This is a genomic window from Pseudomonas shiyinii, assembly GCF_056725765.1.
Window position 1 is genome coordinate 2,100,364 of sequence record NZ_CM161522.1, and the last position, 12,837, is coordinate 2,113,200.

Below are 12,837 nucleotides of genomic sequence, written 5' to 3' on the forward strand. Positions count from 1 at the left end.
GGGGAGCGCGCATGAACAAGAAGAATCGTCCCGCGTACCTGGGGGTGATGCTGGGGGTGGCGCTGATCGGGCTGGGGCTTGCCTACGACAAGCTCTGGTGCGACCCCCGCGAGCTGCTGCAGGAGCCTGCGGACCCGCAGGGCCTGCACCGGCTCAGCCGCGATGGCGTGACCGTGGAGTTCGAGGCGCGGCCCCTGGACGGTGGCACGTTGCGCGAGGGCAGCTTCGCCAACATCCGCTTCAAGGTCAGCGACCAGGCCAGCGGCCAGCCGCTCTCGGGCATGGCCCCAGGGGCCTGGCTGGACCCGGCACAGTCGGCCCCGGCCGGCGACCGCGACAGCAGCTGCAAGGCGCGGGTGGCGTTGTTCCTCAAGAGCAGTATCGGCGCGCGCCCCTTGCTCGACCTCAACAGCTACTTCCTGCTGGTGCTGAACAAGGACCCCAGCCTGACGGTGATCGACCCCACGGTCTCGGTGGGCGGGGTGACCAGCACGCTGGCCCGCATCGACCTGCCGGGCCGGCCCATGGACTGGGTGGCCACCGGTGATGACAAGCAGGTGTTCGTCTCCATGCCTGACCAGGGCCAGGTGGCGGTGATCGACACCGAGACCTTCACCCGCGTGGCCAACCTGGAGGCGGGCGAGCAGCCGCTGCGTGTAGCCCTGCAACCGGACCAGCGCCGGCTGTGGGTGGGCAACAACAGCAGCGACCCGGCCAAGGGCGGGGTCACCGTGATCGATGTGCCCAGTCGCGGCATGCTCAAGTCGTTCATCACCGGCTCCGGGCACCACGAGATCGCCTTCAGCAACGACTCGCGCTATGCCTTCGTCAGCAACCGCGACGCAGGCACCCTGAGCATCATCGACGCCGCCGACATGCGCCTGGCCAAGACCCTGCAGGTCGGCCCGCACCCGCTGTCGGTGGCCTATTCGGCACTGTCCCAGGCGGTTTACGTGGCCGATGGCAAGGAGGGCACGGTCCGGGTGATCGACGCCCGCAGCCACCAGCTGCGCCATACGGTCAAGGCCGAGCCTGGCCTTGGGCCCATGCAGTTCAGCGACGACGGCCGCTACGGCATCGTGCTCAACACCCTGGAGAACCAGGCCCTGGTGATCGATGCCAGCAACGATCAGTTGATCCACCGTATCCCGGTGGCAGCCGAGCCGTACCAGCTGACCTTCACCAAAGGCTATGCCTATGTGCGTGGCCTGGCCTCGCCGAAAGTCAGCATGATCAACCTGTCGAGCCTCGGGGCAGGGCGCGAGCCGATCGTCCAGGGCTTCGAGGCAGGCCCCGCGGCGCCTCGCCAGGCCGGCGACCTGCCGCTGGCCCAAGGGCTGTCGGTTGCCCGCGACGACAATTCGGTGTTCGTGGTCAACCCGGTGGACAACACCACCTATTTCTATGCCGAAGGCATGAACGCGCCGATGTCCGGCTACAACAACCGTGGCCACCAGGCCCGTGCCGCCATCGTCATCGACCGCAGCTTGCGCGAGCTGGCCCCTGGGGTGTACGGCTCGACGGTGAAGCTGCCGGCGGCGGGCAGCTTCGACGTGGCTTTTCTGCTCAACCAGCCGCAGATCATCCATTGCTTCAGCACCCGCGTGGCGGCATCGCCAGATGCACCCAAGCGCAAGGGCGTGCACGCCCAGTTCCTCGGCAACGGCCAGCCGGCCTTGCAGCACAGCGAATTCGTCGCGCGGGTGCGCATCCTCGACGACAACGGCGAGCCGCGCCTGGGCCTGCGTGACCTGAGCCTGCGCTACTTCCTGGCGCCGTCCTCAATGCCTCGCAGCCTGCCGCTCGAAGAAGTGGGCGACGGCGTGTACCAGGGCTCGCTGCAACTGGCCGAGGCCGGTGCCTGGTACCTGCATGTGCAGTCGCCGACCCTTGGGCGCACCTTCGCTGAAGAGAACTACACCAGCCTGCGTGTCCTGCCGGCCGCAGCCTCTACCGCTTCCCAAGGGAACCCCAGGAGTGTGCGATGAACGCCAAGCTCGCTTGCAACCTGATCGCCCTGAGCCTGCTGATGGCCAGCCACCTGGCCCAGGCCCATGCCGGGCATGACCACAGCGGTCATGCCCCGCAACCGCCGGCGGCCCGTCAGGAGAAGGCCAGTGTGCGCTTTGCCGATGTCTCGCTGCTCGACCAGGACGGCATGCCGGTGCGCCTGGAGAAGGACCTGGTGAGCGACCGCCTGGTGGTCATGGGGTTCATCTACACCAGCTGCACCACGGTCTGCCCGGTGGTGTCGTCGATCATGTCCAAGGTCCAGCAGCAACTGGGCGGGCGGGTCGGCGAGGAGATCCAGCTGGTGTCGATCAGCGTCGACCCGCAGCGCGACGACTCCAAGCGCCTGCTCGGCTACGCCAAGGCGTTCCAGCATGGCCCGGGCTGGAGCTGGCTGACCGGCTCGCCCTACGCCATCACTGAGACCCTCAAGGGCTTGGGCAGCTTCAGCGCCGACCTGAGCCAGCACCCGCCGCTGATCCTTGTGGGTGACGGGCGCAGCGGCCACTGGACACGCTACTACGGTTTCACCGACCCGGCCGTGCTGATCGCCGAGATCAACCGCCTCAGCGCTCGCCGCGTACACGCCAAGAGTACCGCCATCGCCGGCGGGCCGGATCGCCAGCAGGAGGTACAGCCATGAGCACCACCAACACCCGCCGTATCGGCATGCGCGGCCTTGACTGGCTGACCCTGGTCGGCTGCCTGTGGATCCTCGCCTCGGTGGCCATGGCCCACGAAGGCCATGCCCCGGCCGGGCCGGCCCCGCAACCGGCGCCGCAGCCGATGGTCAGCGGCAGCGGTACCCGGGATGCACAGGCCTGGTTCACCGACACTGTGCTCAAGGACCAGGATGGCCGCGAGCTGCGTTTCTACAGTGATGTGCTCAAGGACAAGGTGGTGATGCTCAATGTCATCTTCACCCACTGTAACGACGCCTGCCCGTTGATCACTCGCAAGCTGCGCGAAGTGCGCGAGGCCATGGGGCCGGAGCTGGCGCGCCAGGTGACCTTCGTCTCCATCAGCAGCGACCCGCTCAACGACACGCCGGCCGCGCTCAAGGCCTTCGCCCGCAAACAGGGCGTGGACGGGCCGAACTGGCTGTTCCTGACCGGTGACAAGGCCAATGTCGATTTGGTGCTGGGCCGCCTGGGGCAGTTCCTGCCCAGCCCCGAGCAGCATTCCACACAATTGATCGCCGGCGACGTGGCCGGCAAGCGCTGGAGCAAGATCCGCCCCGACGCACCGCCCGCGGCCATCGCCCAGCGCATGCAACTGCTGGCCCAACCCCTGGCAGGCCGGTGAGTGCCATGAGCCTGTACACATCCCTTGTAGGAGCGGCCTTGTGCCGCGAACGGGCGCGAAGCGACCGCAAAGCCTGCACTTGTGGTCAACCGGGCACAACCCGGTTGCCTGGTTCGCGACACTGGGCCGCTCCTACAGGGGCGTGGTTGGCCTTGTGCCTGGGGTTGCTGCTGTCCGGCGCAGCCGTGGCCCTGGACCTGACCGAGCAGGAGCAGGCCGGCAAGCGCCTGTACCGCGAAGGCCTGTCGAGCAGCGATGCCCAGTTGCTGGCCCGGGTAGGTGCCAGCGACATGAGCGTGCCGGCCAGTGTACTGCCTTGTGCCAGCTGCCATGGCAATGACGGGCGTGGCCGCGCCGAGGGTGGAGTGCGCCCGCCAAACCTGGACTGGCAGCGCCTGGCCATGGGGCAGGGCGAGCGCCAGGCCAATGGCAGGCGCTACCCGGCCTATGCCGAGGCCAGCCTGGCCCGGGCCATTCAGCAGGGCCTGGACCCGGCGGGCAACCGCCTGGACCCGGCCATGCCGCGCTTCGAACTGACCCTGGCCGACCAGCGTAACCTCACGGCCTACCTCAAGCGCCTGGGCGAGGAACGCGACCCCGGCGTCGAGCCGGACGTGCTGCGCCTGGGCACCCTGCTACCGGCCAGCGGGCCGCTGGCCGAGGCGGGCAGGGTGGTGCGCGCGGTATTGGAGGATGGTCTGGCGCAGCTCAACCAGCAGGGCGGTATTCATGGGCGGCGTCTGGAACTGGTGGTGCGCGACCCCGGCAGTGACCCGCAAGACGCCAGGCAGGCGCTGGGCAGTCTGCTGGACCAGGCACAGGTCTTCGCTCTGGTCAGCCCGCTGGCCCCCATGCTCGATGACGAGCTGGCCGCAGCCCTTGAGCAACGGGGCGTGCCGCTGGTCGGCAGCACGCCCCGCAGGGGGGCCAGCCCCCAGATCTTCGACCCCTTGCCCGGCCTGCCCGAGCAGCTGCTGAGCCTGGCCGGGCATGCCAGGGCCGGCCTGGGCCTGCCGCCTGAGGGGTTGCAGGTGGTCTATGCCGGCCCGGAGCAGGCCGCGAACGCCCAAACAGTGCGCCAACGCCTGCAGGCTGCAGGCTGGGTCACGGACCCGGTGCAGGCATTCGCTGGCCAGGCGGTGCCGGGCCAGGGCATCGTCTTCCTCGGCCGCGCCCAGGTATTTGCCGAGTTGGCGACGGCTCTGCAGGCGGCCGGACGCACACCCTACCTGTTCGCTGCCTCAAGCCAGGTCGCCGGCGCCTTGCCGAGCCTACCGGCGCAGTGGTCCCAGCGCGTGTTCCTGGCCTATCCCTTTGTCCCGGCGGACTGGACGCCACAAGGGCTCGCCACCCTGGCCGGGCTGCGTGAGCGCCAAGGCCTGGACGGCCGCCAGGCGTCGCTGCAGGTCAGCACCCGGTGCGCCCTGGTGCTGATGACCGAGGCCCTCAGGCAGGTGGGCCGCGACGCCAGCCGCGAACAGCTGGTACAGGCCCTGGAAGGGCTGCATGACGTCGAGACCGGCCTGACCCCGGCCTTGGGTTTCGGCCCGGGGCGGCGCCAAGGCCTGGTCGGGGCCCATGTGGTGCAAGTGACGCTGCCCGGGCCACAGTTCCATACCGCGGCGGCGTATCGCGCGATGCCGGACACACCTTGAACGGAGGTTGCCATGCGAATCCTCTTGCTGTGCCTGCTGCTGGGCCTGGCCCCGGTCAGCCAGGCGGACCTCGCCGCGGCGCGGGTCAATGGCGTGGAAATCAGTGTCACGCGCCTGGAGCGCTACTTCGCCGAGTACCTCCAGGACCAGGGGCGGGCGCTGACCAGCATCCGCAGCCCGAGCCTGTACAAGCGCTTGCGCGACCAGGCCCTGGACGAGCTGATCGACAAGGAACTGTTGTGGCAGGAAGCCCAGCGTCGTGGCATCGTGGTCAATGACGAAACCGTGTCGGCGCGGGTCGGCGAAGTCGAACAGGCCTTCGGCAACCCCGCGGTGTTCGAACGCCGTCTGGCCGATGCCGGCTTCGATAGGGCCGGGTACGCCGACTACACTCGTCACGAGATAGCCGCGCAACAGGTGTATGCGCAGCTCACGGCTATCGACGCGCCCACCGAGGCACAGGTCGAGGCCTTCTATCAGGCCAACAAGGAAAGTATGCAAGGAATGCAGAACCAAACGCGTGAAATCCCGGTCAAACGTGAGCAGGGCCTGGCCTGGGCCAGGGCTGCGCTCGTCGGCCAGTTGCAGGCCCAGGCACGCCAATCGGTGCGCCAGCGCCTGCGCGAAGGGGCGAAGGTTGAACGAGCGGATGACTGAGACACCTGGCGTTGCCTTTTCCCCACTCCTGGGGAATAACGCAGGGGGCCAAATGCCATCAGTTTCCCCGTATTTGGGGAGAGCCTGTCGGCACCCATTGGGTGGCCTAATGGAATCAACGACTTACAGTGGTGCGACATGACTATTCACGCCTGGCACGAAGGATGCTCAAGCCTGTACAAGGCTGAACTCCAGAGACCGGGTAACCGGGCAGTTCTTGGGAGTCGACCTTGGTGAACACAGTATTGGTAGTCGATGACGAGCAGACCCTTGCGCAAAACCTGCAGGCCTACCTGCAGACGCAAGGCCTGGAAGTCCATGTCGCCCACGACGGTGCCAGTGGCATCGCCCAGGCTCAAAGCCTGGCACCGGATGTGATCGTGCTGGATTACCGCTTGCCCGACATGGAGGGGTTCCAGGTCCTGGAGACCGTGCGCAGGAACAGGCAGTGCCATTTCGTGCTGATCACCGCCCACCCGACCGCCGAGGTCCGTGAGCGGGCCGCCACACTTGGCGTGACCCATGTCCTGTTCAAGCCGTTCCCGTTGCTGGAACTGGCCCGCGCGGTATCCGACCTGACCGGCACGGAGCGCCAGCCGCGGGCAGCGGAGCAACAGGCCGAGGGTTTCGTCGAACGACGCCAGAACAGGAACCAGACGTTCCCCCTGCAGATGTACGATGGCAGCTGGGTACTGGCCGACCGCCGACGCAACGGCACCAGGCCGCCCGCACCTGACGACGACCTGCTCAACGGGGAATAGCGGCGCCCGCGGCCACCCCGGCATCCCCGAGCCAGCCTGCGACGCGCCCCTGAGCGGAGTCGCAGGCCATGTCAGAAGCCTCTGTTGCAGCCAACCCGATCCCTGCCACGGGCTATTCCCGCGAATTGCTTGCCCAGGCCCGTCTCCAGGCCGGTGACGAACGCCTGCTCGACTGCCTGGCCCGCCTGGCCTGCGACGAGCCGGCCACGTTCACCCGGCGCCTGGGCGCCACCTTGCACTACTCGGTGCTCGACAGCCAGGCGCTGCTGGCCAGCACCCCGCTGTTCGAGCGGGCCAGCCTGGCCCTGTGCCTGAAACGCGAATTCGTCCTGGTGCAGCACCAGGGCCAGATCATCGGCGTGTTCGCCGACCCCTTCGACCACGCCCGTCTGGCCTGGATCGACGAATGCCTGCAGGGCGCGCCGCTGTACCTGGCCCAGGCCGCCGACATCGCCACCTTCCTGGCCCGCCAGGAGGAAAGCTTCCATGCCGTCGATGCCCTGGAGCACGACGCCGAGCCGGGCAGCGAGACCGACCCGCTGCAGCGCCTGTCCCTGGCCAGCATCAGCGAAGACCAGAGCAAGGTGGTCAAGCTGGTCAACGCCACCCTCTACGATGCCCTCAAGCAGCATGCCAGCGACATTCACCTGGGTATGACCGGCCAGGGCCTGACCATCAAGTACCGCATCGACGGCGTGCTCAACGGCGCTGGCAAGGCCAGCGGCAGCGCGTTTGCCGAGCAGGTGATCTCGCGTATCAAGGTCATGGCCGAACTGGACATCGGCGAGAAGCGCGTGCCCCAGGACGGCCGCTTCAAGGTCGCCCTGGGCGAGCGCCAGATCGACTTCCGCGTCTCGATCATGCCGAGCATCTTCGGCGAGGACGCGGTGTTGCGGGTGCTCGACAAGCAGGACTTGTCCGACCGGGTCAGTGGCGTGCAGCTGCAGGCCCTGGGCTTTGCCGAACACACCCTGCAGGCCCTGCGCCGGCTGGCCGCCGAACCCTACGGCATGATCCTGGTCACCGGCCCCACCGGCAGCGGCAAGACCACCACCCTCTACGCCATGATCAGCGAGATCAACCATGGCATGGACAAGATCATCACCATCGAAGACCCGGTGGAGTACCAGCTGCCCGGCGTGCTGCAGATCCCGGTCAACGAGAAGAAGGGCCTGACCTTCGCTCGTGGCCTGCGTTCGATCCTGCGCCACGACCCGGACAAGATCCTGGTGGGCGAGATCCGCGACCCGGACACCGCGCAGATCGCCGTGCAGTCGGCACTCACCGGGCACCTGGTGTTCACCACCATCCACGCCAACAACGTCTTCGATGTGATCGGCCGCTTCAGCCAGATGCAGGTCGACCCCTACAGCTTCGTCTCGGCGCTCAACGCCGTGCTGGCCCAGCGCCTGATCCGCCTGGCCTGCCCGCATTGCGCAGTCGGTGCCGAGCCGGACGACGAAACCCTGGCCGCCTCCGGGCTGACCCGCGAAGGCGTCGCCGGCTGGACCTTCGTCCGCGCCCAAGGCTGCGGCCAGTGCCGCGGCAGCGGCTACCGCGGGCGCAGCGCCATTGCCGAACTGCTGCACCTGGATGACGACCTGCGGCAGATGATCGTCGAGCGCCGCCCCCTGTCGCAGATCAAGGCGCTGGCCTGCCAGCGCGGCTTGCGGCTGCTGCGCGCATCTGCCCTGGACTTGGTCCGCGAGGGCCGTACCACGCTTGAGGAGATCAACCGTGTCACATTTATCGCCTGATCGCTATTGCGCCGTGCTCGGCGCCGAAGGTGTCGGCTTGGGTCGCTGGCACGCCAACCAACACCAGTGGCTGGGCAGCCGCGCATTCGCCTGCGACGCCGGGCAACCGGCCTGGGCGCCGGCCATCGCCGCCCTGGCCGAACTGCTGGCCGAGCATGCGCCCCGTGGTGCCCGGCTGCAGGTGCTGCTGTCGGCCCGCTACAGCCGCTTCTGCCTGGTGCCCTGGAGCGATGCCATCGGCCATCCGCGCGAGCTGGATGCCTATGCCCGGGCCTGCTTCGAGAACCTCTACGGCCAGCCGCTGGACGACTGGCGCATCGTCCTTTCGCCGGAAGTGGCCGGTGCCGCGCGCATCGCCACAGCGCTGCCCGAGGCACTGCTGCAGGCACTCAAGACCCTGGGCCGGGAAAACCGCCTGGTCCTGCGCTCGGTGCAGCCGTACCTGATGGCCGCCTACAACAGCTGTTCGGCGCAACTGGAGGAGGGCGACTTCCTCTTCGTCCTGGCTGAGCCCCGGCGCAGCGTGTTGCTGCTGGCCGCCGGCGGGGCCTGGCAACAGGTGCTGAGCCAAGGCTGCGCCGACAGCGACCAGGCCTTGCAGGCATTGATCGATCGCACCTGCGAGCTGTATGGCGAACACCTGCCACGGGTGTACCTGCATGCGCCTGGCCGGGGTGACGTGCCGCAGCTGGCAGCGGTGCAGCTGTGCCAGCCGGCCGCCGAGAACGACCCGTTGTGCGCCATGTGGCGGGCGGTGGCCTGACATGCGCCGCCTCGACCTGGAATTCCAGCCCCCCCGCAGCAGCCCGATGGCCTGGGCATCACTGGCCCTGGGTTGCACCGTACTGGCTGCGCTGCTGCTGATTCAGCAGCAGCTCGAAGGTGAACGGCAGGACCTGGAAGGACGGGTCCACCGGCTTGAGCAGCAACTGGGCCGCCGCCCACAGGACAGCGCGCCGCAGGGCAGCGCGGCCAGCCGCGAGCAGGCCGAGCAGTTGGCACAGATGCGCAGCGTTTCGCAACAGCTGCAACGCCCCTGGCAGCAACTGTTCGCCATGCTCGAGGCCCAGCCCCAGGAAGACGTGGCCCTGCTGACACTGACCCCCGATGCACGCAAGGGCCAAGTGCGCATCGCTGCCGAGGCCCGCAACCTGGAAGCCATGCTGCAGTACCACCAGCGCCTGGAGCGTAGCGAGGCGCTACGTGATGTCTCGCTGCTCAACCATGAGGTGGTGTCCGGCCAGCCCGAGCACCCGGTGCGCTTCAACCTGACCGCCACCTGGGAGACCGGCCATGCGCGTCCCTAGCCTGATCCTTCATGAACACCTGGCCCGCCTGGGCCGTGTCGGTGGCGCGGCGCTGCTGACCACGGTCCTGGCCGTGCTGGTCGGTTTCGTCTGGGTTTTGCCGCAGTGGCAGGGCGTACGTGAACTGCGCGCCAGCGAGGCCGATGCCAGCGTGCAGGTGCAGCGGGTCAGGCGCGGCGAGCTGAAGGTGGCCGCCAAGCCCGAGCAGCAGGCCCTCGACAGCCTGCGCCAGCAGCTGCCCGGGCAGCCCCAGGCCAGCGAACTGATCGAGCGCCTGTATCACCTGGCCAGTGCCGAACGCATCAGCCTGGCCCGTGGCGAGTACGCCCTGGGTGTGGACCCCAAGACCCAGCTGGCGCGCTACCAGATCGTGCTGCCGGTTCGAGGCAGCTACCCGCAGATCCGCGGCTTCCTCCAGGCACTGCTTGGGCAGCTGCCGACCCTGGTGCTCGAAGACCTGGAGCTGCAGCGCAAGCGTATCGGCGACCGCGAGCTCAATGGTCGCCTGCGCATGACCCTTTACCTGTCGAGGTCGTGATGAACATTCAGCGCGCGGTGATGTGGGCGGGTTTCCTCGGGCTTTCAGGCGCCTTGGCCTGGGCCCCCGGGCATTGGTTCGGGCAGCAGGATGAGGTGGCTCCAATCGCCGGCAAGCCGGCGCCCACCCAACTGCAAGGCGCAGCCACCCAGGTGGGAGCCGGCTTGCCGGCGATGAAGCCAGCCCAACCTTCGAGGGACCTGTTCCCACCCCAGCAGTGGACCCCGGCCAAGACCCTGGCCACCGTCACCGAGCAACCTGCGGCCGCTGCCCCCGTGGCACCGGCTGCGCCCACCGCCCCGGTGCTGCCGTTCCAGTTCATCGGCCGCCTGGGCGACCGCGATGACCAGCAGGTGTTCCTGCAGAGCGGCGAGAAGCTCTACGTCGTACGCCAGGGCGATGTGATCGATCAAACCTACCGCCTCGACCGGGTCTCGGCCACCGAGCTGGACCTGGTCTACCTGCCATTGCACCAGTCACAGACCTTGTCTGTCGGGAGCGCACCATGAAGCCGTCGAAGTTGTGCAAGCCTGCTCCGTTCATGCTGCTGGCCCTTTGCGTGGCCCTGGCCGGCTGCGGCTCGAACGCCACGCGCCAGGACAGCGCGGAGCTGATGAAAGAAGGGCAGTACGAGGCGGGCATCGCCATGCTGGAGGAGGCGTTGCGCGAGGACCCGCGTGATACCGAGCTGAACATCGCCCTGGCCAACGGTCGCCAGCAGGCGGTGGAAGCCTTGCTGACCCAGGCCGACAGCGACCGGGTTCGCCACGATTTCGCCGGGGCGCGCATGGGCTATGGCCGGGTGCTGACCATCGAACCGAACAACCGCCGGGCCCAGGAGGGTATCCGCCAGCTGGAGCTGGTGCGCAACCTCGACGAGCGCGTGGCCATGGGCCAGGCTGCGCTGCGCCAGGGCGACCTGTTCGGCGCCGAGCGCTACATGCGCGAAGTGCTGCGCCTGGACCCGCAGAACCAGAAGGGCATCGCCCTGCGCAGCGACATCGAGAACGTCCAGGCACGCACCGCCCAGCCTTACCCGCAGCTGCGCAGCAAGCTGGAACGGCCCGTGACCCTGGAGTTTCGCGATGCCAACCTCAAGACCATCTTCGAGGTCCTGGCCCAGGTCGCCGGGATCAACTTCATCTTCGACAAGGACCTGCGCCCGGACATGAAAGCCACCATCTTCGTGCGCGATGTGCGCATCGAGGACGCCGTGGCGCTGCTGCTGGAGCAGAACCAGCTGCACCAGAAGATCGTCAACGACAACACCCTGCTGATCTACCCCGACTCGCCGCAGAAGACCAAGGACTACCAGGAACTGGTCATGCGCACCTTCTACCTGACCAGTATCGATGCCAACACCGCCTTGAACATGGTCAAGACCATGCTCAAGACCCGCGACGTGTTCGTCGACGAGCGCCTGAACACCCTGACCATGCGCGACACCCCCGACGCCGTGCGTATGGCCGAGAAGCTGCTGCAGTCCCAGGACCAGTCCAACCCGGAAGTGGTGCTGGAGGTAGAGGTGATGGAAGTGGCCCGTTCGCGCATCCTCGACCTCGGCCTGCAATGGCCCAACACCTTCGGCGTGCTCAACGACGAAGGCAACCCGGTCAGTGTGCTCGATCAGCTGCGCGGCATCGATTCGAGCCGCATCAGCATCGCCCCGGCGCCCCAAGCCAAGATCAACGCGGCCGACAAAGACATCAACACCCTGGCAAGCCCAGTGATCCGCGTGAGCAACCGCGAGCAGGCGCGCATCCACATCGGCCAGCGGGTGCCGATCATCAGCGCCACCTCGGTGCCGTCGACCCAAGGCCCGGTGATCACCGAGAGCGTCACCTACCTGGACGTGGGCCTGAAGCTCGAAGTGCAGCCCACCGTGCACCTGAACAACGAAGTGGCGATCAAGGTGGCCCTGGAAGTGAGCAATGCCACCCCTCTGGAGCCGACCCGCCAGGGCACCATCCCGGTACAGGTCGACACCCGCAACGCCCAGACCAGCCTGCGCCTGCACGACGGCGAAACGCAGGTACTGGCGGGCCTGGTGCGCAACGACCTGACCTCCAGCGGCAACAAGATCCCTGGCCTCGGCGACATCCCTGGACTGGGCCGGCTGTTCGGCAGCAACCGCGACGACAAGAGCAAGTCCGAGCTGGTGCTGGCGATCACCCCGCGCATCGTGCGCAACCTGCCGTACCAGAGCCCGTCGGACATGGAGTTCGCCACCGGCACCGAGTCGAGCCTGCAGGTGCGCCAGCAGATGATGGCACCGGTAGCTCAGCCTGAAACCTCGCAACCGGACGCTTCGCAACCGCAAGGTACCGTGGCCACTGTGCCGGCCGCCATCACCCGTCAAGCGGACCCGCTGCCATGAAACGCCAACAGCAGGGCTTCAGCCTGATCGAGGTGGTGCTGACCCTGGTGCTGCTCGGGCTGCTGGCGACCATGGCCGCGCCCCTGACCGAGACCGTGGTGCGTCGCGGCAAGGAGCAGCAACTGCGCGAGGCGCTGTACCAGATCCGCGATGCCATCGACGCCTACAAGCGCGCCTTCGACGCCGGCTACATCGAGAAGCGCCTGGACAGCAGCGGCTACCCGCCGAGCCTGCAGGTGCTGGTCGAAGGCGTACGCGACGTGCGCAGTGCCAAGGGTGCCAAGTTCTACTTCCTGCGCCGCATCCCCCACGACCCGCTGCTGGCGGCCAAGCATGAGGACGAAGGCGGCTGGGGCCTGCGCGCCTACGACAGCAGCGCCGACAACCCACGCGAAGGCCGCGATGTCTTCGACGTGTACTCCAAGGCCAGCGGCAATGGCCTGAACGGCATCCCCTACGGGCAATGGTGA

13 protein-coding genes are annotated in these 12,837 nt (G+C 67.7%); all 13 read left to right on the top strand.

Annotation, left to right across the window (positions count from 1 at the left end):
* Positions 1 to 11 precede the first annotated feature (11 nt).
* Positions 12 to 1,988: a cytochrome D1 domain-containing protein gene (locus tag ACXHGZ_RS09560; protein WP_480463543.1), complete on the top strand. Its 1,977-nt coding sequence runs from the start codon at positions 12 to 14 to the stop codon at positions 1,986 to 1,988.
* The gene (locus ACXHGZ_RS09565) at positions 1,985 to 2,653 is read left to right on the top strand and encodes an SCO family protein (RefSeq protein ID WP_480463544.1); all 669 of its coding nucleotides are present in this window, start codon (positions 1,985 to 1,987) and stop codon (positions 2,651 to 2,653) included. The genes ACXHGZ_RS09560 and ACXHGZ_RS09565 overlap by 4 nt, the downstream gene beginning before the upstream one ends.
* Complete coding sequence (locus ACXHGZ_RS09570; RefSeq protein ID WP_480463547.1) at positions 2,650 to 3,315, top strand: SCO family protein; 666 nt, start codon at positions 2,650 to 2,652, stop codon at positions 3,313 to 3,315. The genes ACXHGZ_RS09565 and ACXHGZ_RS09570 overlap by 4 nt, the downstream gene beginning before the upstream one ends.
* Before the next feature lie 146 nt (positions 3,316 to 3,461).
* The gene (locus tag ACXHGZ_RS09575) at positions 3,462 to 4,970 is read left to right on the top strand and encodes a cytochrome c/ABC transporter substrate-binding protein (protein ID WP_480463548.1); all 1,509 of its coding nucleotides are present in this window, start codon (positions 3,462 to 3,464) and stop codon (positions 4,968 to 4,970) included.
* Between the two features lie 12 nt (positions 4,971 to 4,982).
* A complete protein-coding gene (locus ACXHGZ_RS09580; protein ID WP_480463549.1) occupies positions 4,983 to 5,627 on the top strand; it encodes a SurA N-terminal domain-containing protein in 645 nt (214 codons plus the stop codon).
* Positions 5,628 to 5,857: 230 nt separating this feature from the next.
* Positions 5,858 to 6,388 (top strand): response regulator, encoded by a 531-nt coding sequence (locus ACXHGZ_RS09585; RefSeq protein ID WP_480463551.1) that lies wholly within the window; start codon positions 5,858 to 5,860, stop codon positions 6,386 to 6,388.
* Between the two features lie 68 nt (positions 6,389 to 6,456).
* The gene (locus ACXHGZ_RS09590; protein WP_480463553.1) at positions 6,457 to 8,145 is read left to right on the top strand and encodes a GspE/PulE family protein; all 1,689 of its coding nucleotides are present in this window, start codon (positions 6,457 to 6,459) and stop codon (positions 8,143 to 8,145) included.
* Positions 8,126 to 8,908 (top strand): hypothetical protein, encoded by a 783-nt coding sequence (locus ACXHGZ_RS09595; protein WP_084858985.1) that lies wholly within the window; start codon positions 8,126 to 8,128, stop codon positions 8,906 to 8,908. The genes ACXHGZ_RS09590 and ACXHGZ_RS09595 overlap by 20 nt, the downstream gene beginning before the upstream one ends.
* Position 8,909: 1 nt before the next feature.
* On the top strand, positions 8,910 to 9,452 hold the full coding sequence (locus ACXHGZ_RS09600) for a PilN domain-containing protein (RefSeq protein WP_480463555.1): 543 nt from the start codon (positions 8,910 to 8,912) through the stop codon (positions 9,450 to 9,452).
* Positions 9,439 to 9,990 carry a GspMb/PilO family protein gene (locus ACXHGZ_RS09605; RefSeq protein ID WP_480463556.1) on the top strand — a complete coding sequence of 184 codons (552 nt, stop codon included), beginning with the start codon at positions 9,439 to 9,441 and terminating at the stop codon, positions 9,988 to 9,990. The genes ACXHGZ_RS09600 and ACXHGZ_RS09605 overlap by 14 nt, the downstream gene beginning before the upstream one ends.
* Positions 9,990 to 10,499 (top strand): hypothetical protein, encoded by a 510-nt coding sequence (locus ACXHGZ_RS09610; protein ID WP_480463558.1) that lies wholly within the window; start codon positions 9,990 to 9,992, stop codon positions 10,497 to 10,499. Before ACXHGZ_RS09605 ends, ACXHGZ_RS09610 begins: the two co-directional genes overlap by 1 nt.
* A complete protein-coding gene (locus tag ACXHGZ_RS09615) occupies positions 10,496 to 12,367 on the top strand; it encodes a secretin GspD/PilQ domain-containing protein (protein WP_480463560.1) in 1,872 nt (623 codons plus the stop codon). Before ACXHGZ_RS09610 ends, ACXHGZ_RS09615 begins: the two co-directional genes overlap by 4 nt.
* Positions 12,364 to 12,837, top strand: a complete 474-nt coding sequence (locus ACXHGZ_RS09620) for a prepilin-type N-terminal cleavage/methylation domain-containing protein (RefSeq protein ID WP_480463561.1) — start codon at positions 12,364 to 12,366, stop codon at positions 12,835 to 12,837. The genes ACXHGZ_RS09615 and ACXHGZ_RS09620 overlap by 4 nt, the downstream gene beginning before the upstream one ends.